Genomic DNA, 19626 nt, shown 5'->3' on the forward strand with positions numbered 1-19626 from the left:
AAGAGATTTCAATCCTTTTTATTTGAACGTTTTTATGCCGGAAAAGAAATTTTTCCCATGGTGATGCTGGGCACGCCTTCCCGGGCTCCGAAGTCAACAGCGTCGCCGGCAACAGTTTCGTTGGCCAGGACTGCAAATAACACGGCTTCCTTGGCATCTCCTGATACGCCAAGCTTGTCAATAAGGCCGACCTGGCAATTCGATAATTGCGCACGGATTGAGGCCATCAGGACAGGATTATGGGCCCCGCCGCCGCTCGCATAAATTTGGTACGTTTCATCAGGCTTCATAACCCGCAGCATGGCGCTTGCAATGGTATCGGCACTGAACCTTGTCAGGGTGGCAAGAATGTCTTGCGGCGTGATATTTTGCAGGTTATACTCCGCGATTACTTTATTGACAAAATCGATATTGAAAACTTCCGGTCCTGTGGTTTTCGGGAAGGGTGCTTCGAAAAAAGGAAGCGCTTTTAATGCGTTCAGCAAGATTTCGTTAACCAGTCCGCTGGCAGCGATGGCACCGTTTTCATCATAAGGTTTCCCAAAGGAATGTCGGGTATATGCGTCAATAAGCGTATTTCCCGGCCCTGTATCAGTAGTGAAAATGGCAGAAGGGTCCAGTGAACCGGGAAGAAATGTGAAGTTGGCAATGCCTCCCATATTCAGTAATATCCTGTTTTCGTCTTTTTTAGAAAACAAAAAATAATCTCCATAAACCGCCAGCGGAGCGCCTTCACCGCCAGCAGCAATGTGTTTTTGCCGGAAATCACTGATGGTTATGATATTGGTGGTAACGGCAATGTGGTCGCCATCTCCGATTTGCAGGGTCGAATTAGGGAAGTCAGAGAAGTTGTGCTGCTTTTTAGGGGCGTGGAAAACGGTTTGTCCATGGCTGGCGATCAGATCGATTTCTCCGGCCGGAATGTTCCATTGCTTCAGACAATCCAAAATCATTTTACCATGCGCAATACCGATCAGTGGGTTTAAGATACACAAATGCTGAAAGTCAATTTGTCTCTTTGCAAAGATCTCACGGATATTGTCCCGAAAATCTTCGGTAAAAGGGACTGTCGCAAAATGTTCAACGGTCAAAACAGTTTCCGGGCCGCTTCCCTGAACATGACAAAGAGCAACATCGAGTCCGTCCAGCGATGTGCCGGACATCAGTCCTATGATGCGCCTGGATGGCCTGTTGGCGAGCTCAGCCAGACGGAGTACGTGATTTTTCAAGTGTTTGGAATATTGGATATGGAACAAAAGAAAATAAGCTGCAAAATATCATTTTTGCAGCTTATTTTCTTTCTTTTATTGCGGTGTAGAAGAAGAAGGTGTTGTGGATTGCTGTGGTTTGGGGCCACGGTTTTTATTGTTCCTGCTTTTCTTCTTTTTCTTCTTTTTCTGTTCTTCGCTATATTTTTTGTCCAGATTGGCTAAATCACTATTTAACGACTGAACACCTTTCTCCACTTTCTTTTCAGGCTCGGGAGTCAGGATTTCAAGCGATTCAGGGATAACATCCTTCTTGTTCAGTTCGATAATTTCAAGAACCTTATCGATTGCGACCGGATACCAGTTTGTATCTTTTTCGAAACCGAACCACATGATCTTCCGGAAGATATCCGTCTTCTGAAGCGTGGCAACTCCTTTTTTAGTTTTAAGCGGCGCATCGATCGTTGGAATGTCCCGGAGCGCGTCAATATAAGTTTCAAGCTCGTAGTTCAGACAGCATTTCAATCGTCCGCACTGGCCCGAAAGCTTTGCAGGATTCAGAGAAAGGTTCTGATAACGTGCCGCTGAGGTAGAAATATTTTTAAAGTCGGTAAGCCAGGTTGAACAGCATAACTCACGCCCACAGGAGCCTAACCCACCCAAGCGGCTGGCTTCCTGACGAAGGCTTATCTGCCTCATTTCAATCCGTACTTTAAATTCAGACGCCAGGGATTTGATCAATTCCCGGAAATCAACGCGTTCTTCCGACGAATAGTAAAAGGTCGTTTTGGTATTATCCGACTGAAATTCAACGTCAGATAATTTCATATTCAGTTTCATCTCACGGATAATTTCCCGTGTACGATAAAGTGTTGGCATTTCACGTGCCATTGCCTGCGTATGTTTATCCAAATCCTTTTCATTGGCAATCCGGTAAACGACATGAATGTCATCGCTGATTGCAACGCCTTTACGCTTCATCTGGAGGCGAACAAGCTCGCCCTGCAGGGACACCGTCCCAATATGCTGGCCTGATGCCATTTCACAAACGACATAGTCGCCGGTGACAAAATCCAGTTGATTTATATTGCGGAAATATTCCTTGCGTCCGCCTTTAAATTTTACTTCTACAACGTCAAACTTCTGGTTAGCAGGCACATCCATGTGGCTGAGCCAGTCGTAAACGTTCATTTTATTACATCCACCTGTACCACAGGTTCCATTGCTTCCACATCCTGAGACGGCCGATCCTTCTTTAGTACCGCATCCGCCGGATGCACATGATCCACATCCCATAGTTAATCGTCTTCATCAAGCGTTATAACGAATTAAATCCATACCGATGTCGTGTCTGAAATATTTTCCCTCAAACTGAATTGCCTGTGCAGCACGCTGCGATTTATGTACGGCATTTTCGAGTGAGTTGGCAACGCCTGTTAACACCATCACCCGGCCTCCATTCGTAACGACTTCGGTATTCGCACTAAATGTTGTTCCTGCATGAAACAGCAACACATCTTCAACCTTTTCTTTTCCGGAAATTACCTTCCCTTTTTCATAATCTCCCGGATATCCGCCCGCTACCAAAACAGTAGTGACGGCGACCTGCGGAGAAATAGTCATCTCGATATCCTGTAAGGTACCTTTGGCGGTTGCGGCCAGCAGTATCAGGAAGTCGGACTGGATACGTGGCAAAACCACTTCTGTTTCCGGATCACCCATACGCACATTGTATTCAATGACATAAGGTTCGCCTTTGATATTCATCAAACCGATGAATATGAATCCAACATATTTAATTCCTTCGCTTTTTAACCCGTGAAGTGTTGGCTTCACAACTTTTTCTTCAACTTTTCTTAAAAAATTGACATCAGCGAATGCAACGGGAGAAACGGCGCCCATTCCACCGGTATTCAGCCCGGTATCATTTTCACCAATTCTCTTGTAATCCTTCGCTTCAGGCAAGATTTTGTAGTTCTCTCCATCACAAAGCACAAACACCGACAATTCTATTCCTTTTAAGAATTGTTCAATAACAACTTTATTTCCTGCCGATCCAAATTTCCCGTCAACAAGCATTTCTGTGAATGCCTCCTGCGCTTCCTTATGTTTTTCGGCAATGATCACCCCTTTACCTGCTGCAAGCCCGTCTGCTTTTAAAACAATCGGTAAAGAATGGGTTTCAAGGTATTCAAGGCCTGTTTCCAGCGTTTCTGCTGTAAATGTTCTTGAAGCCGCCGTTGGAATGCCATATTTCTGCATAAACTGCTTCGAGAAATCTTTGCTGCCTTCAAGCTGGGCACCGGCTTTGTTAGGGCCGATCAGCTTTACTTTACTCAGGTCGGGGCGACTTTCGAAATAATCAACTACCCCGTTTACCAAAGGTTCTTCCGGTCCAACAATAACAAGCTCAATGTTATGTTCAAGGACGGCTTGGGCCACCGCATCAAAATCATTATAAGAAATTGGAATGTTTGTTGCCACCTCAGCTGTACCGGCGTTTCCCGGTGCTACAAACAAACTGTCACAAAGAGGGCTTTGGGCAATTTTCCAGGCAAAAGCATGTTCGCGGCCTCCTGAGCCCAATATAAGTATATTCATAACTTGGATAATAATAATTTTGGTAAACCATATAGCGAACAGGCAAAATCCTTGCCTGAGCCATTACTAGTTTGCCAATTCCGATAAAAACTTGATACGCATTAGTCTTAATTCCTCTTCACTTACATCATCATTGGAAAATTCGTCTAATGCTGCTGCGATGTTATCTGTTTCAGCACTCATGAAATAGTCATAAATATCCTGCTGTCTCTCCCGGTCGATGACCTGGTTGATATAATAGTCAAGATTTAACTTGGTTCCCGAGTAACAGATGTGCTCGACTTCTTCAATGATATCGCCCAGGGCCATATCTTTTACGTCGGCAATTTCATCAAGACTTACTTTTCTATCAACCTGCGAAATGATAAAAATTTTAATCTTCGATTTATTAACCGTTGACTTAATCACAACATCTTTCGCCGTTTCGATCTCGTTTTCATCCACATACCTGGTGATGAGATCAATAAACTGGCGTCCGAATTTTTGCACTTTACCCATGCCAACACCGTTGATCTGGGCCATTTCCTGTTGTGTGGTAGGATATGTTGTCGCCATTTCTTCCAGTGAAGGATCCTGGAAAATTACGTAAGGCGGTAAATCCTTTTCTTTAGCCACTTTTTTCCGGAGTGCCTTTAACATCCCCAGAAGGGCTTCGTCATAAGCGTGTGCACTACCGTTGCCATTTCCGGAATCCTGGCCGTCATCTTCTGCTTTTACCTCTTCTTCATCGAAGTTATGGTCTTTGAATAGGGTGACAGGATACGGATCGTTGATAAATTTAAGGCCTTTTTCTCCGATCTTGATGATACCGTAGTTTTCGATATCCTTTTCCAGATAATTTAAAATGACCAATTGGCGGATTGTCGAAAGCCAGTAATCACGGGATTCGTTCATTTCCAGGCCTTTGCCGAAAACGTCCAGTTTGTCATGCTCGTAACTGCGTACATACTGGTTGTCTGTGGCCGTGATCAGGTCCGTAATGTGGTCTCCGTCAAAACGTTGCTCGGTAAGCTGCACAGCGCGAAGTACCAGGACTACTTCCTCCTGCACTTTTCTCTTTTCGGTTGGTTTGAGACAGTTGTCACAGAAACCACAGTCTTTCTCCAGATATTCTCCGAAATAGCTCAGCAGCTGTCTTCTCCGGCACACACCCAGCGTGGAATAAGCCACCATTTCGTTCAGTAAATGACGTGCATTATCCCTTTCGGTAACTGTTTTGTCCTTATTGAATTTTTCCAGCTTCTGAATATCATCATAGCTGTAAAACATCAGACAGTTACCTTCCAGTCCGTCACGTCCCGCGCGGCCGGTTTCCTGGTAGTATCCTTCCAGTGACTTTGGCACATCGTAGTGAATTACAAAACGTACGTCTGGCTTATCAATGCCCATCCCGAAGGCAATGGTCGCAACGATAACGTCCACTTCTTCATTCAAAAATGCGTCCTGGTTGGCCATACGGGTATTGCTGTCCAGTCCGGCGTGGTAAGGAAGTGCTTTTACATCGTTGACAGAAAGCAGCTCAGCAATTTCCTCAACGGTTTTACGGCTCAGGCAATAGACGATACCTGACTTACCCTTGTTGTTGCGGACATAGCGGATAAGCTGTTTCTTGGTATCTTTTTTGGCACGGATCTCGTAGTAAAGATTCTTGCGGTTGAAGGAAGACTTGAATGTTTCGGCCTCCTCCATTTGCAGATTTTTACGAATATCCTGCTGAACTTTGGGCGTAGCAGTTGCCGTAAGGGCAATGATCGGGAGATTTCCGATATTTTCTATAATGCCATAGATACGGCGGTATTCAGGGCGAAAATCGTGACCCCATTCCGAAATACAGTGCGCTTCATCGATCGCGACAAAAGAAATTTTAACTCTTTTCAGAAATTCCAGATTTTCGTCTTTTGTCAGCGATTCCGGTGCTATATAAAGTAACTTAAGGCTACCATCGAGCGCGTCGTTTTTTACACGGGTCATCTCCGATTTGGTAAGCGTAGAATTAAGGAATTGCGCGTTGATCCCAAATGCGGTCAATTGATCGACCTGATTTTTCATAAGGGCGATAAGTGGCGATATCACGATCGTCATCCCGTCGGTCACAAGTGCCGGTAACTGGTAGCAAAGTGATTTTCCTGCTCCTGTTGGCATAATTACGAAGGTATTTTTGCCTAAAAGGATATTTTGAATTATTACCTCTTGCTCTCCCCGAAACTGACTGTAACCAAATATTTCTTTGAGTCTTTCTTTTAATGTGTCTAAAACGACATTATCAACCTGCTTTACCATACTTTGTCAACAAAATGGATATCCCAAAGTTCTCTATCTTTGCCTTTGATCTTAATAATTGGAATTAGTTCTCAATAAAACTGTAATTCAGATTTGAAATTAATAAAAAATATTCAGTCCATCGCAAAAGATGTGATACTGCAGGAAGCTATTGCTTTACAGAATCTTGTTGAAAGGATTGATGACGAATTTGAAAAGTGCGTATATGCAATTTTAAATTCAGGCGGCAGAGTTGTGGTTTCAGGGATTGGTAAGAGCGCAATCGTGGGGCAGAAGATTGTGGCAACGCTGAATTCTACGGGAACCCCGGCGTTGTTTATGCATGCGGCGGATGCAATTCATGGCGATTTGGGCATGATTCAGAATAATGATGTTGTTTTGGTGCTTTCAAAAAGCGGCGATACACCCGAAATAAAAGTACTGGTCCCGTTGTTAAAACGTACCGGTGTTCCCATCATCGCGATGGTGAGCAACCGGGATTCTTATCTGGCACAGCATTCGCAATTTATTTTAAATGCTTATGCGCCAAACGAAGCTGATAAACATAATTTAGCGCCAACAACGAGCACAACCGTAGCCATGGCCCTGGGTGACGCCCTGGCGATCTGTTTGTTGGAGGCACGCGGTTTTACGCGGCAGGATTTCGCCCGTTACCACCCGGGAGGCGCATTGGGAAAAAGACTTTATTTGAAAGTGTGTGATATTTATCCGAACAACACGCTGCCGATTGTCGATGTGAATGCCTCTTTGAAGCAGATTATTATGGAAATTACCTCCAAAAGGCTGGGTGTGACAGCCGTAAACGATGCGGATGGGCAAATGGCAGGTATTATCACCGACGGCGATTTACGCCGTATGCTTAATCAGCATTCCGGTGAAGCATTGCTGCATCTGCGGGCTTGTGACATCATGACGCCTTCGCCGATTTGCGTTGATCCGGAAGATTTTGCCGTGACGGCGCTTGAAATCATGCAGTCGAAAAGCATAACGCACGTCGTTGTTGTGGAAGGAAAAATTGTAAAAGGCTTCGTTCACCTGCACGACTTATTGCGGGAAGGTTTGGTATAAAAAAAGGTTTGGAAACTGAAAATGAATTTCGCTTCCAAACCTTAAATTTTTCTCCGGCGGGTGCTTGATACCCGCTAAAACTCAGGATTTCTTCTCTATCGCAATCTGTTTGATTGTTGTACCGTACGTTCGTCCTTGCGGATAAAGCGGTTTGCAACCACATTGGCCAACATCGCAGCGACAAGCCCGTAAAACCCAATGGTATAATTACCAGGTGTTTGGGGGTCAAACAACTTGGCCGTTTTGTAAAATGTAAGGTAAATAACCAACCCCAGTGTGGTACTCATCAGAATCGAGTTAACAGCGCACAGCGCGGATTGTAAAACACGGTTACGGTATTTGATAATTGCAAATGCAGCGACTGCAGCGATCAAAATTGCCAGAATTAAAAGGTAAAGCACCGAGTCAACTTCCGATTGTACGGCGTTAATCTGGTGTGTTAATTTTAATGCAGTAAGTGAGGCTTTCTGCTCTCCACCAACAGATATTTTGTCCCAAACCGGAAATGATACGAAAATGCCCATTCCGATTACTGTAATGGCTAAGAAAATGGATTGAATGCGTTGCAACATGGGGGATTAAAATTTAATCTTTTGTTTGAAGGTACAAAAATAGGATACTTTAATTTCTAAGCCAAAAAAGTGAAATGGTTTGGATTATTGATTCCTGGCAGAGTTTTTAGTCCCTGCCCTTTTTTAAAGTGACAGAATTGTAAAAAAAACGTCTTTATGTTGTGCGTTTTTTACCTAGAACAATTTAATAGTCACACACTTCATGGAAATTGATAGCGTGCATTTTGAATACCTTGGGCAATTAATCAAGGAAACTAAAATCAAACTTGCCCGATCAGTAAATGCCGAACTTGTCAATTTGTATTGGCAAATAGGGGAATATTTGAGCCAACAGATCGAGAAACAAGGTTGGGGGAAATCGGTTGTCGTTCAGTTCGCAAATTACCTTCAGATGACCGAGTTCAGCGGACCGGGTTTTTCGGATAAAAATTTATGGCGGATGAAACAATTTTATGAAACCTATCACAATTATCCAAAACTCTCAGCAGTGCTGAGAGAAATTACATGGACAAATCATTTAATGATTTTTTCCAAAACCAAAACCATTGAAGAAAAGGAGTTTTATATAAGACTTTGTGTAAAAGAGAGATACTCTTCCCGTGAACTGGAACGACAGATGAACAGCGCTCTGTTTGAGAGGACGATGCTCGGAAACGCAAAACTCTCATCAACGATGAGAGTTTTGCCACAAGATATCGGAAGTATCTTTCGAGATAGTTATGTGTTAGAATTTCTGGATTTACCGGAAGTTCACCTTGAAAAGGACTTGAAAAGTCTGATTGCTACAAACATCCGTACATTTTTACTTGAATTTGGTAAAGACTTCGCCTTTTTAGGAGAAGAGTATCGGTTACAAGTAGGGAACCATGATTTCTTTATAGATCTTTTATTTTACAATCGCTCACTAAGCTGTTTGATAGCCATTGAGCTAAAAGTGGTCGAATTTTCACCCGAACATCTTGGCCAGCTCAATTTTTATCTGGAAGCACTTGACAGAGATATGAAAAAGTCCTGTGAGAATCCCAGTATTGGTATTTTGTTGTGTAAAAGCAAAGATGAAACGGTTGTCGAATATGCTTTGGGTCGTACTTTATCCCCTACTTTGGTGGCGGATTATCAGACCAAATTACCTGACAAGAAAATCCTGCAAGCTCATTTACAGCAATTATTTGATTCCGGATCTTTTGAACAAGAGTGATTCGTTTGTTACTCCACCACATCTCCATACAAATCAAACTCTTCTGCGGCGTTGATTTTGACATTGGCAAAATCACCCAGACGAACATACTGACTTGCCGGAATCAGCACTTCGTTATCCACTTCCGGTGAATCAAATTCAGTACGGCCAATGAAATGTCCGCCTTCTTTGCGATCAAAAAGGACTTTGTACGTATTCCCGATTTTCTGCTGGTTCAATTCATGTGAAATGCCCTGCTGAAGTTCCATGATCACATCGGCACGTTCCTGTTTGATCTCGGCCGGAATATCATCAGGCATCGAGAAGGAATGCGTATTGTCCTCATGAGAGTATTGGAAAGCTCCCAAACGGTCGAAACGCATTTTTTCAACAAACTCATAGGTTTCGTCAAAAAGTGCCTCTGTTTCTCCTGGATGGCCAACAATCAGTGTCGTACGCAAAGCGATTCCAGGAACTTTGTCACGAATGGTGTTGATGAGGTCTTCGGTTTTTTCACGTGTGATACCTCTGCGCATGGATTTCAAAATCTCCGATGAGCCTGATTGCAAAGGCATATCCAGATACTTGCAGATATTGCTGCGTTCACGCATTACATCCAGAACGTCCATCGGGAAACCAGCCGGATACGCATATTGTAACCTGATCCACTCAATACCTTCCACATCGGAAAGTTGAGCCATCAAATCGGATAAATTTCTTTTTTTATAAATATCCAGACCGTAATAAGTCAGATCCTGAGCGATCAGAATAAGTTCTTTCGTGCCGCGCTTGGCGAGCGATTTTGCTTCTTTTACCAATTCATCAATGGGACGGGAAACGTGTCCGCCCCGCATAATCGGAATAGCACAAAAACTGCAAGGTCTGTCGCAACCTTCCGCAATTTTCAAATAAGCATAGTGGGCAGGCGTGGTCAACAAACGCTCGCCAACCAGCTCATGTTTGTAATCGGCCTTCAATGTTTTGAGCAAACGGGGAAGCTCATTGGTGCCAAACCATGCATCCACGGTTGGGATTTCTACGGAAAGCTCGTCTTTGTAACGGTGCGACAAACAGCCCGTCACGTACACTTTATCCACAATACCGGCTGCTTTTGCATCCGCGTAACGCAGGATTGTGTTGATGGATTCTTCTTTGGCATTGTCGATAAAGCCGCAGGTGTTGATGACAACAATCTGGGAATTATCCTTTTTTGATTCGTGTGCTACATCGAATCCGTTACCCTTTAACTGGGTATATAAAACTTCTGAGTCAACCAGGTTTTTTGAGCAGCCCAGTGTAACGATATTGACTTTATTGGTACGTATTCCTTTGGTTTTCATAGGATGTAGCTAGCAGCCGTCGGCTTTTAGCCGTTAGTTTTTATTGGATAGTGTTTCAGAAATCAACCGGGAATCAGAAATAAATTCTGTGAAGTAGTTGATAATGAACGGTCAAACGGGGTGCAAAGTTCGTGAAAATTTAACTGATAATGCTATTTTATTAGAGGAAATCGTTTTTGCCTCATCTTAAACGGAATTTTTTTGAAGTATTCCTGAATAGCCCGGGCTCCTGGCATGCGGTCTGTCAAAATAAAGGACTCTTCATTGGTAAGAGAACAAATGTAGTAGCCAAACTGCATTTTTGCCCCGTTCGTGATCATTTCAATATGCTTGATATCACCATCTCGCAGGGTATAAGTTTTGTCCGGGAAATCGATTTCAACGATTTTTTTCCTCAGGTTGATAGGTGATTCTGATATTTTTGGTCTGATGCCAGTAAATTAAATCGAGATATAAGCAGCAATGAATCCGTCTTGTTCATAACAACAGCGTCATTTAATGAACGATAGTTCAGAATAAGGCTTTGCTGCCTATGAAAAAAGCCGCAAATGTAGGAAGCGGCTTTAAACGGGACGAATGGTTAAAATCAGATTTTCTTGAAAAGAGAATCAACGAATTCACTGCGGTCGAAAACCTGCAAATCCTCCATTTTCTCTCCCACCCCAATATATTTGATAGGAATTTTAAACTCATCAGAAATACCAATGACCACACCGCCTTTGGCCGTGCCATCGAGTTTGGTAATAGCAAGCGCAGTGATTTCAGCAACTTTTGTAAATTCACGGGCCTGGATAACAGCGTTTTGTCCGGTACTGCCATCCAGCACCAGAAGCACCTCGTGCGGAGCATCCGGGATAATTTTTTGCATCACACGCTTAATCTTCGAAAGCTCGTTCATCAGATTCACTTTCGTGTGAAGCCGGCCAGCGGTATCGATAATGATCACATCGGCCTTTACTTCCATGCCGCGTTTGAGCGCATCATAAGCAACAGCAGACGGATCTGTGTTCATACCGTGGTCAATGACAGGCACATCCACGCGTTTGCCCCAAAGTTTCAATTGTTCAACCGCTGCTGCTCTGAAAGTATCTGCTGCCCCTAAAACCACTTTGTGGCCTCTGGTATGAAACTGATGCGCCAGTTTTCCGATCGTCGTTGTTTTGCCAACGCCATTAACGCCCACGACCATGATGACATAGGGCTTCGGCAAATGTTCCGTTTCAAAACTGTCTGTTACGTCAACCGATTTGTTTTCGGTTAAAAGTGCAGCAATTTCTTCACGCAGAATTACGTCAAGCTCACTGGCATTTGCATATTTGTCACGCGCGACACGCGCTTCAATACGCTTGATAATTTTTACGGTTGTCTCAACGCCTACATCAGAGCTTACAAGAATATCTTCCAGTTCGTCCAGCACGTCCTCGTCAATCGTGGTTTTCCCAACGAGAGCACGGGATAATTTGCCGAAGAAACTATCTTTGGTTTTTTCAAGACCTTTGTCCAAAGTCTCCTTTTTTTCTTTTGAAAAAAACCCAAATAAACTCATAGTCAGATGTATAGGTTAAAATCGAGAATTGTTAGTATGCGCGAGGCGTTATATTTCAACCGCATGCATAGTTTTACAACCCAAAAATAAAACAAAAAAGTCCCTCGTGGGACTTTTCGGGCAATCTATATTAAAAGCTTCGGAAACATCAGGGGTTTATACCTTAGTTTTTCAAAGCATTTTGTACACCTTCTACGGGTACCATTTCTTCTTTGAAGGTCCAGGCTCCTGTTTTTGGAGACTTAACGGCTTTAATCACTTTGGCAAATGATTTACCGCCTTCTTTTTTCAGGGTAGCAACTACTTTCTTTGCCATGTCTGTATATAGTTAATATGTTATTGTAAATATTAAATGCTATTGTAATTACGACATATCATTAACCTTGCGGTTAATCAACATGGAAAGTAATTACTTAATCTCTTTGTGAAGAGTATAACGTCTCAGGAAAGAATTGAATTTTCTCAATTCCATACGGCTAGGCGTATTCTTCCGATTTTTTGTCGTTACGTAACGTGACATTCCTGGTACACCTGATTCTTTTTGCTCGGTGCATTCCAATATAACCTGTACTCTATTACCTTTCTTAGCCATTACTTTACATCGTTTTACAAATAGGACTGCAAAAGTAAGAAGATTTCATATTATTTAAAAAACATATTTCAAATAAAATTTAGATAAATAATAAATTTGAAGAATTTGTGGTTTGGTTAAATTGCATAAAAGTCTATAATTCAGTTACTTAAATTCAATATTAAATTTTGCTAATTTTATGATTTATATCAGGCAGTAGGAAAATCTAACACAAACTTGCTTTCTTCGTGTAGTGATTAGAGGTGAAAATCGATAATCGGGCGGAATTACTTTAAATTTGTTTAAAAAAATGGCACTTAAAAAATGTACTTCTCTGGCAATAATTGCCATAGCTGCATCAATTTGGATCGGCTGTTCCTCCAAAGAGGATAAAGCTAAGTATGACAACTTCTATGGTTCCGGAAGTAAGGCGCGTGAGGAAACTGCGCTTACGGTACTTCAGGCTGAAAAAAGAAATACTCCTGTACAATCTTCTACGGAAGCTAAGCCTGCTACCGACACAGCAGCACCTGCACCGGCAACAGATTCTACCGCTGCTGCACCTGCTGCAAAACCTGCACGTAAGGCAGTACCGGCCGAAGTATCCGCTTTGCTTAATAAGCATGCCTGTCTTGCTTGTCATAATCCTTATGACAAAGTAATCGGACCTGCTTATGCTGAGGTTTCAAAAAAGAAATATTCGGTAGATCAGATCGTGGAACTGGTTCACGCTCCGAAGCCAGAGCACTGGCCTGGTTACCCTCCTATGGCACCAATGGCGCATGTTCCCAAGGCAGATATTGTTGTGATCGCCACCTGGATCAACTCGCTGTAAGTTTTAAATCAAGGAGTTTATTATATAAAAAACGGGTCGTTCATATGCTGGACGACCCGTTTTTGTATCTTTGCTGAAGAATTTGTAACCAATATGACTGAAAGCATCATCAATCCATCGGACGTGACCGAAGAACTTATTGCCTCTTATGAAACTGTAATTGGCCTTGAAGTGCATTGCCAATTATTAACCGAGTCGAAATTATTTGCTCAGGATCTCAATCGTTTTGGTGCTGAACCAAATACCAATATAGGGCCGCTGACGCTGGCTTTGCCGGGTACGTTGCCCAAACTGAATAAAAAAGCGGTGGAATATGCTGTACGCATGGGACTGGCCTGTGGCTGCTCCATCAGCAGACGCACCATTTTTGACCGGAAAAATTATTTTTATCCGGATCTTCCAAAGGGATATCAGATTTCTCAGGATAAAAAGCCGATTTGTGAAAATGGCGGTGTTACGATCTCTGTGAAGGGCCATGATGGTAAAATGTATGAAAAATTCATTCGCTTTCATCACATCCATTTGGAAGAAGATGCGGGGAAATCGGTTCATGACGGAAGTGACACGGACACCCAGCTGGACTATAACCGCGCAGGTACGCCACTGGTGGAAATGGTATCGGAACCAGACCTGAGATCGGCCGAAGAAACAGGTGCATTTGTAACAGAAGTCCGTCGTTTGGTGCGTTATCTGCACATCAGCGATGGAAATATGGAAGAAGGTTCGCTGCGTTGTGATGTGAACGTTTCACTTCGGAAAAAAGGTGAAACGAAACTGGGTACCAAGGTTGAAATCAAAAATATGAACTCGATCAGAAACATGATGCGGGCCATAACTTTTGAAACGCGCCGACAAATTTCCATGCTGGAATCCGGTGAAACCATTCAGCAGGAAACGAGAATGTTCGACGTTGAAAGTGGACAGACTTATGGGATGCGTGTAAAGGAAACGATGAATGATTACCGGTATTTTCCGGACCCGGATCTGAGCCCGGTTGTGATCTCGGAAGCGTGGTTAAGCCAGATCACCGCGGCGATGCCTGCCCTGCCGCAGGCCCTGCGTGAAAAGTTTACCAAAGTATACGGTATTCCCGTGTATGATGCGCTGGTTTTGACGGATACGCGGGAAATAGCGCAGTATTTTGAAGATGTCTGTGCGAAAACTTCGGCCTATAAAGCGGCCTCAAACTGGCTGATGGGTTCTGTAAAGTCGTATGTTAATGACCACGACGGCAATATTGAAGCATTCCCGGTTTCAGCGCAGACATTGGCGGAATTGATCGAGCTTACCGAAACGAATGTGATCAGCAACTCGGTTGCGACACAAAAAATATTCCCGATTTTATTAAACGAGCCGACACGGTCTCCTAAAGAGATCGCTACCACAAATAACTGGATTCAGAATAGCAATACAAATGAACTGGAAACGTTGGTAGATCAGGTTATTGCCTCAATGCCGGATAAAGTGGCTGCTTACCGTAAAGGGAAAAAAGGGTTGCTTGGACTTTTTGTAGGTGAAATTATGAAAAAATCCAATGGAGCTGCCGATCCTAAAATGGTAAACCAACTGCTGGCGGAAAAACTTTAAACCAATTTTTAATTAGGAGATATTTGCGAAGCAACTATGAAAAAATGCATTAAAACTGGCTTTTTTATTTTAGGATTGGCTGTAACGGGTTTGTCTGCCATGGCGCAGGAACAAATTTCTCCTAAACCTTTTACGATCAATGGTAAAATAAAAAATGGTTCTGCGGGAGAAAAAGTGATTCTTTCCCAGTCGCTGATGACGGGTACTTCTCTGAAGCTGGATTCTGCCAAACTGGCGGCGGACGGGACGTTTTCTATTAAGTCGACAGAAAAGGACGGCGGAAGTTTTTACATGCTGAATGTAGCCGATCGTCAGAAAATTGTCTTGCTTTCTGAAGGTGGTGAAACATTTAACCTTGTTGCGGACGGTTTTGATAAAGACAGTAAGGGCAATCCTGGAAAAGCGGAAATCAGTGGTTCCAAAAATATGGAATATTACGCGAAACTGCTGGAACTGAATCAGACCATGGGTGCCAAAGTCGCTGTGTGGAACGAGGCTTATGCGAATGCAGAGGCTAAAAAAGACACCAAAAAGATTCAGGAAATACAGGTTGCCTATAAAAAAGCAGAAGCGGAACATTTGGATAAAATAAAGGCAATGATTCCGGAAATGGGAACTTCGCTGGTGGCTATTTTTACGGCCAATAACTTTTTAAATCCAGAGGTTGATCTTGCATTGCTGGAAGGTGTTGTGCAGAAATTTGAAAATGTAAAACCTAAGCCAAAGCTTGCCGAAGCATTTATCGGTCAGATTAAACGCATCAAAGGTATTTCAATCGGTGATGTAGCACCTGATTTTACGTTGAATGATCCGGAAGGAAAACCGGTAACGCTTTCTTCTTTAAGAGGGAAATTCGTGCTTATTGATTTTTGGGCGTCTTGGTGTGGTCCTTGTCGTCAGGAAAACCCAAATGTCGTGCGGATGTACGACAAGTTTAAAGACAAAGGATTCTCTATTTATGGTGTTTCATTGGATAAAGAAGCGAATGCCTGGAAAGCCGCCATTAAAAAGGATAACCTGACCTGGCTGCATGGTTCGGATCTTAAATTCTGGAACTCGGTCGTAGCACAAACGTATGGTGTAAGTGCCATTCCGGCGACCTATCTGTTGGACAAAGATGGAAAAGTGATTGCTAAAAATCTGCGTGGTCCGGCCCTGGAAGCAAAACTGACCGAACTTTTAGGAATGCAATAAGAAGAGAAATGCTAATAGAAATAACAAGAATGCCCGTGAGAGAAATCCCACGGGCATTCTTGCTGTTATGCTTCCTTGCTGTTATGCTTCGTAATGAAATTCCAGCGGATCCGGGAACCTGAAGTCATAGGTATAAAATGACGATAGCTTTGATGCTGAAATGGTTTTAAAAGCGGGAGTTATTTCAGGTGTAACAAATGTTGGGACTTCCCAGCCAAATTGCACGCATGACTTTTCATAAATTTCACGCCTGGTCGGGTGTTGCGGGGCGACAATGTTGAATGTTTCGTTCACAATCCCCTCTTTAATCATTTTGACAATGATACCGGCAGCATCGTCCCGATGGATATAGTTGACAGGGATTGATCCCGTGGTTAAATCTTTTTGCCCTTTGACATATTTTCCGGGAATGCGGTTGTAACCCAATAATCCGCCATGCCGCAGAATTGAAACAGTTTTTTTACCGCGCAGCGCGATCAACAGATTTTCAGCCTCCACCATCGCCGGTGAAGCGGATTGCTCCGGGGTTTTTACATCATTCTCCGTTACAATTCTGTTTAAATCCGGGTAAATGCTGGTGGAGCTGACGTAGATAATCTCCTTAACCGGTGACGTTTCTATAATGTCAACGACAGATTGAATTTGTCTGGGATGAAAATCGGCTTCGTTTTTAGAAAGTCTTGGCGGGATAGCAATGACGAGAACATCTGTATCAAAAAAAGAGGTTATCTGAGTAGGCTCTCCCGACAATTCCGGATTGAGATGGAACAGAAATCCATCAATTCCTGCCGCCTTGAATTGTTCTATTTTATCAGCTGAGGTCGTGCTCCCCTTCACCTGCGATGAAATATCATCCCCGATCAAACGTTGAGCTAAGGGAAATCCGAGCCAGCCGCAACCCAGAATGCTTATCCTTTTTTTTTCTATTTTTGTATCTTTATCCATCATGATTATTCGTTTCCGCCGGATGTTTTATATACGCACGTTAATTGTTATTGGCTTTTTTGCACTTGGTTTATCCGCCTGTAAAACGGATTCGAAAAAAGAAGCAGCGTCTTCTGATACGGATTTAATTCAGGTTCATGTTTCTTCTGAAAATCTGGATGACTCCCTTTTTGCCTGCAAATCCGCTCAGGAAGTACAAAGTTTTTTGAATAAACATTCCTATCTGTCCGATTGGTATTTTACGGATGCGCCGGTAGAAAAGCCGCAACTGGCAGCGCATCTTTTCCAGATCCTGCAAAATAAGGATTTTCGTGCGTTCAAGATGCAGCTCGACTTGATTATTGGGGATAGGAACGCCTCCATTATCAATCCGTTAAAAAAATCTTTTCAGCAGATCGCCAGATACTATCCGGATTTTAAGGCACCGGAAGTAAAATTTATGGTGACAGGATTTTCCGGAAATGATTTGTATATCAGTGATTCACTGATTGTTATCGGCTTGGATTATTTTGGCGGGCCGAAAGCACGTTTTCGGCCGGATGTTTATGGTTACCAGCTGAGACGTTATCAAAAGGAATACATCGTTCCGTCCATCATCTTTTTCATGTCAAATAAATATAACCACGTCAACGCTTCGGACAGAACATTGCTGGCGGATATGATTGGGTATGGAAAAGGGTATGAATTTGTGAAACAGGTGATGCCGGATACGCCTGACAGCCTTATTCTGGGGTATTCGGAGGAAAGTTTGATACGGACTTATAACAGCCAGCAGGATATCTGGTCGTTTTTCGTTTCCAATAAACTTCTATATGAAAACATGGATCTGAAGAAGCAAAAATTTATCGGAGAGCGTCCTTTTACTACTGAAATTGGCAATGAAGTGCCGGGCGGAATTGGCCGTTGGCTGGGCTGGCGTATTGTGAGCCGTTACATGGCAGAAAACCCGGAGGTTTCGCTGCCACAGCTGATGAAAAATGATAACGCTGGAAATCTGCTGCAAGCTTCCGGTTATAAAGGCGAAAAGGATGATGAGGAGTAAGTTTTTTGCTTACTTTTGTCAGTAGTGAGCCAAAATCCTGCTGAAAGTCATCTGCAGTGCTCAGAACCATAACCGCGCGGCGGTCGTTTTCAATTTTCAACTGAATTAATGCCTGTAACCCTAATCATCTTCCTCCTGTTAGTGCCCGGCTTTGTCGTGATCGGGGTGTATCTTGAACGTAAGGTTTCTGCTTTTATTCAGGACCGTTTAGGGCCTATGGAAGTAGGGAAATGGGGTCTGTTACAGTTATTTGCTGATTTGTTTAAACTCCTTCAAAAGGAAGATATTGTGCCCAAGGCGGCCGACAGAAGGCTGTTTTTGATGGCGCCAATCGTTATTTTTGTCTCTGTCTTTACTGGTTTTGCTGTGGTTCCCCTCGCGCCGGATCTGGGTGGTTCGGGTGCTGCCGTGGGTGTTTTCTTTTTGCTGACGATCGTTTCGGTGGACGTCATTGGGCTATTGATGGCTGGGTGGGGTTCTAACAATAAGTTTGCGCTGTATGGTGCCATGCGTGCCGTTGCACAAATTATTTCCTATGAAGTTCCGTTGGGATTGTCGATACTGTGTGTCGTGATGTTGACGCAAACGCTTGATTTACAGGTGATAAGTTTTCAGCAGGGGATTTATTCAGCCGATACCGTTTATCTGTTTGGGATGAAACGATTCGGTATTGACGTGACGGCCGTAGGTGGGTTTTTATCCTGGAATATTATCCGGAACCCATTTTTAATAATTGCCTACGTTGTCTTTTTTATCGCCTCCCTTGCTGAATGCAACCGCGCCCCATTTGATTTGCCGGAGGGGGAATCTGAGCTCGTGGCCGGGTTTCACACCGAATATTCAGGGATGAGATGGGCGTTGTTTATGCTATCGGAATACGGGATGATGCTGCTGGTTTCATTGCTTGGGGCGATTCTTTTTCTGGGCAGCTGGAACACACCTTTTCCCAATATTGGCCCGTTACGTCTGGCGGACTGGACCAGCGGTGCACCGGGAACTTTCCTGGGATACCTTTCCGGTGCGTTTTGGTTGATCGGAAAAGCTGTTCTCGGCATTTTAGTCCAGATGTGGGCGCGTTGGACGCTCCCACGTCTGCGTGTGGATCAGCTGATGTATCTGGGCTGGAAAGTGCTGACACCGGTTGGATTGGTTCTGTTTTTTATCTCCGGTATCTGGCGGTTATTGGGCATTTAATTCTGGTTAGTCCACAATTTCAGCACCATCCAGGATATAATTCATTTTGTAAATATCATCCGCATTGAGCTGCAAAGTTCCCTGAAAAGTCAGGCGTTCATCCGTTTTAAACTTGCGGTTATTCTTTTTGAAATTCAAGGTCATAACGGTTTCAGGCCCAGCACCTCCACAGAAAAAACATGCGCTGAACGGGAACGCCGACAGTACGTACAAGTTCGCCTCGAGATCGACCGGCAGAATGTACCCGGTAATGGTTACGGGCTGGTTTTTTAGCTTCTGGATACTCGGCCCGAAGGTTGGATGCAGCATATAGATCGATTCTTCCGCGTACCATTTCTTCTTGAAAGTAACATCACGCAACGTTTCCCATGTCAGTTTCACAGGCACGGTTGAAGGACTAAAAGCAAACAAAGTTGTCAGAAGCAAGGAAGCCGCTATGAAACGTACTGATTTCATAATGTTTTTA

At 43.4% G+C, this 19626-nt stretch carries 18 protein-coding genes; 7 read left to right on the top strand and 11 right to left on the bottom strand.

The genetic code is table 11. From position 1 onward, the window contains the following. Positions 1-32 precede the first annotated feature (32 nt). From RB622_RS10110 to recQ, 4 genes are all read right to left on the bottom strand, one after another. Positions 33-1229 (bottom strand): anhydro-N-acetylmuramic acid kinase, encoded by a 1197-nt coding sequence (locus RB622_RS10110; protein ID WP_308046429.1) that lies wholly within the window; start codon positions 1227-1229, stop codon positions 33-35. A gap of 75 nt (positions 1230-1304) precedes the next feature. Then, complete coding sequence (locus RB622_RS10115; RefSeq protein WP_308046430.1) at positions 1305-2504, bottom strand: regulatory iron-sulfur-containing complex subunit RicT; 1200 nt, start codon at positions 2502-2504, stop codon at positions 1305-1307. Positions 2505-2519: 15 nt separating this feature from the next. After that, positions 2520-3809 carry a phosphoribosylamine--glycine ligase gene (gene purD / locus RB622_RS10120; RefSeq protein ID WP_308046431.1) on the bottom strand — a complete coding sequence of 430 codons (1290 nt, stop codon included), beginning with the start codon at positions 3807-3809 and terminating at the stop codon, positions 2520-2522. A 66-nt stretch (positions 3810-3875) separates the two neighbouring features. Next, positions 3876-6089: a DNA helicase RecQ gene (gene recQ / locus RB622_RS10125; protein ID WP_308046432.1), complete on the bottom strand. Its 2214-nt coding sequence runs from the start codon at positions 6087-6089 to the stop codon at positions 3876-3878. Between the two features lie 93 nt (positions 6090-6182). Here recQ and RB622_RS10130 point away from each other — a divergent pair, with 93 nt between their 5' ends. Beyond that, the gene (locus tag RB622_RS10130) at positions 6183-7157 is read left to right on the top strand and encodes a KpsF/GutQ family sugar-phosphate isomerase (RefSeq protein WP_308046433.1); all 975 of its coding nucleotides are present in this window, start codon (positions 6183-6185) and stop codon (positions 7155-7157) included. Between the two features lie 95 nt (positions 7158-7252). Here the strand turns inward: RB622_RS10130 and RB622_RS10135 are convergent, their stop codons facing one another. After that, the gene (locus RB622_RS10135; protein WP_308046434.1) at positions 7253-7729 is read right to left on the bottom strand and encodes a DUF4293 domain-containing protein; all 477 of its coding nucleotides are present in this window, start codon (positions 7727-7729) and stop codon (positions 7253-7255) included. A 202-nt stretch (positions 7730-7931) separates the two neighbouring features. On the opposite strand from RB622_RS10135, the gene RB622_RS10140 reads away from it, so the two are divergent. Beyond that, positions 7932-8927, top strand: coding sequence for a PDDEXK nuclease domain-containing protein (locus RB622_RS10140; protein WP_308046435.1), 996 nt, complete (start codon positions 7932-7934; stop codon positions 8925-8927). A gap of 8 nt (positions 8928-8935) precedes the next feature. Here the strand turns inward: RB622_RS10140 and rimO are convergent, their stop codons facing one another. The 4 genes from rimO to rpmG form a co-directional block, all read right to left on the bottom strand. Continuing rightward, positions 8936-10246: a 30S ribosomal protein S12 methylthiotransferase RimO gene (gene rimO, locus RB622_RS10145; RefSeq protein ID WP_308046436.1), complete on the bottom strand. Its 1311-nt coding sequence runs from the start codon at positions 10244-10246 to the stop codon at positions 8936-8938. A gap of 586 nt (positions 10247-10832) precedes the next feature. After that, positions 10833-11792 carry a signal recognition particle-docking protein FtsY gene (ftsY, locus tag RB622_RS10150; protein WP_308046437.1) on the bottom strand — a complete coding sequence of 320 codons (960 nt, stop codon included), beginning with the start codon at positions 11790-11792 and terminating at the stop codon, positions 10833-10835. Positions 11793-11955: 163 nt separating this feature from the next. Beyond that, on the bottom strand, positions 11956-12108 hold the full coding sequence (locus tag RB622_RS10155) for a DUF4295 domain-containing protein (RefSeq protein WP_254561607.1): 153 nt from the start codon (positions 12106-12108) through the stop codon (positions 11956-11958). Positions 12109-12201: 93 nt separating this feature from the next. Continuing rightward, the gene (gene rpmG / locus RB622_RS10160; protein ID WP_308046438.1) at positions 12202-12384 is read right to left on the bottom strand and encodes a 50S ribosomal protein L33; all 183 of its coding nucleotides are present in this window, start codon (positions 12382-12384) and stop codon (positions 12202-12204) included. 289 nt (positions 12385-12673) lie between these two features. Here rpmG and RB622_RS10165 point away from each other — a divergent pair, with 289 nt between their 5' ends. The 3 genes from RB622_RS10165 (at position 12674) to RB622_RS10175 (ending at position 15979) form a co-directional block, all read left to right on the top strand. Further along, positions 12674-13198, top strand: coding sequence for a hypothetical protein (locus tag RB622_RS10165; protein ID WP_308046439.1), 525 nt, complete (start codon positions 12674-12676; stop codon positions 13196-13198). A 93-nt stretch (positions 13199-13291) separates the two neighbouring features. After that, positions 13292-14785, top strand: a complete 1494-nt coding sequence (gatB, locus tag RB622_RS10170) for an Asp-tRNA(Asn)/Glu-tRNA(Gln) amidotransferase subunit GatB (protein ID WP_308046440.1) — start codon at positions 13292-13294, stop codon at positions 14783-14785. A 36-nt stretch (positions 14786-14821) separates the two neighbouring features. Next, on the top strand, positions 14822-15979 hold the full coding sequence (locus tag RB622_RS10175; protein WP_308046441.1) for a TlpA disulfide reductase family protein: 1158 nt from the start codon (positions 14822-14824) through the stop codon (positions 15977-15979). Between the two features lie 81 nt (positions 15980-16060). Here RB622_RS10175 and RB622_RS10180 read toward each other — a convergent pair whose 3' ends face one another. Beyond that, positions 16061-16927 carry an NAD-dependent dehydratase gene (locus RB622_RS10180; protein WP_308046442.1) on the bottom strand — a complete coding sequence of 289 codons (867 nt, stop codon included), beginning with the start codon at positions 16925-16927 and terminating at the stop codon, positions 16061-16063. Between RB622_RS10180 and RB622_RS10185 the strand changes: the two genes are divergently transcribed. Both RB622_RS10185 and RB622_RS10190 read left to right on the top strand, forming a co-directional pair. Beyond that, the gene (locus RB622_RS10185; protein WP_308046443.1) at positions 16926-17966 is read left to right on the top strand and encodes a gliding motility protein; all 1041 of its coding nucleotides are present in this window, start codon (positions 16926-16928) and stop codon (positions 17964-17966) included. The genes RB622_RS10180 and RB622_RS10185 overlap by 2 nt on opposite strands. Before the next feature lie 108 nt (positions 17967-18074). Beyond that, positions 18075-19160: a complex I subunit 1 family protein gene (locus tag RB622_RS10190; protein ID WP_308046444.1), complete on the top strand. Its 1086-nt coding sequence runs from the start codon at positions 18075-18077 to the stop codon at positions 19158-19160. A 6-nt stretch (positions 19161-19166) separates the two neighbouring features. Here the strand turns inward: RB622_RS10190 and RB622_RS10195 are convergent, their stop codons facing one another. Next, positions 19167-19616, bottom strand: a complete 450-nt coding sequence (locus RB622_RS10195; protein ID WP_308046445.1) for a DUF3299 domain-containing protein — start codon at positions 19614-19616, stop codon at positions 19167-19169. Positions 19617-19626: the final 10 nt, after the last annotated feature.

The organism is Dyadobacter sp. LHD-138, assembly GCF_030929615.1.
Taxonomy (GTDB): domain Bacteria; phylum Bacteroidota; class Bacteroidia; order Cytophagales; family Spirosomataceae; genus Dyadobacter.

Bases quoted from the DNA above. Each gene is read 5' to 3' on its own strand.
- RB622_RS10115 (WP_308046430.1), bottom strand. From the start codon at position 2,504: ATGGGATGTGGATCATGTGCATCCGGCGGATGCGGTACTAAAGAAGGA.
- purD (WP_308046431.1), bottom strand. From the start codon at position 3,809: ATGAATATACTTATATTGGGCTCAGGAGGCCGCGAACATGCTTTTGCC.
- recQ (WP_308046432.1), bottom strand. From the start codon at position 6,089: ATGGTAAAGCAGGTTGATAATGTCGTTTTAGACACATTAAAAGAAAGA.
- RB622_RS10135 (WP_308046434.1), bottom strand. From the start codon at position 7,729: ATGTTGCAACGCATTCAATCCATTTTCTTAGCCATTACAGTAATCGGA.
- RB622_RS10140 (WP_308046435.1), top strand. From the start codon at position 7,932: ATGGAAATTGATAGCGTGCATTTTGAATACCTTGGGCAATTAATCAAG.
- rimO (WP_308046436.1), bottom strand. From the start codon at position 10,246: ATGAAAACCAAAGGAATACGTACCAATAAAGTCAATATCGTTACACTG.
- ftsY (WP_308046437.1), bottom strand. From the start codon at position 11,792: ATGAGTTTATTTGGGTTTTTTTCAAAAGAAAAAAAGGAGACTTTGGAC.
- RB622_RS10155 (WP_254561607.1), bottom strand. From the start codon at position 12,108: ATGGCAAAGAAAGTAGTTGCTACCCTGAAAAAAGAAGGCGGTAAATCA.
- rpmG (WP_308046438.1), bottom strand. From the start codon at position 12,384: ATGGCTAAGAAAGGTAATAGAGTACAGGTTATATTGGAATGCACCGAG.
- RB622_RS10165 (WP_308046439.1), top strand. From the start codon at position 12,674: ATGGCACTTAAAAAATGTACTTCTCTGGCAATAATTGCCATAGCTGCA.
- gatB (WP_308046440.1), top strand. From the start codon at position 13,292: ATGACTGAAAGCATCATCAATCCATCGGACGTGACCGAAGAACTTATT.
- RB622_RS10175 (WP_308046441.1), top strand. From the start codon at position 14,822: ATGAAAAAATGCATTAAAACTGGCTTTTTTATTTTAGGATTGGCTGTA.
- RB622_RS10185 (WP_308046443.1), top strand. From the start codon at position 16,926: ATGATTATTCGTTTCCGCCGGATGTTTTATATACGCACGTTAATTGTT.
- RB622_RS10180 (WP_308046442.1), bottom strand. From the start codon at position 16,927: ATGATGGATAAAGATACAAAAATAGAAAAAAAAAGGATAAGCATTCTG.
- RB622_RS10190 (WP_308046444.1), top strand. From the start codon at position 18,075: ATGCCTGTAACCCTAATCATCTTCCTCCTGTTAGTGCCCGGCTTTGTC.
- RB622_RS10195 (WP_308046445.1), bottom strand. From the start codon at position 19,616: ATGAAATCAGTACGTTTCATAGCGGCTTCCTTGCTTCTGACAACTTTG.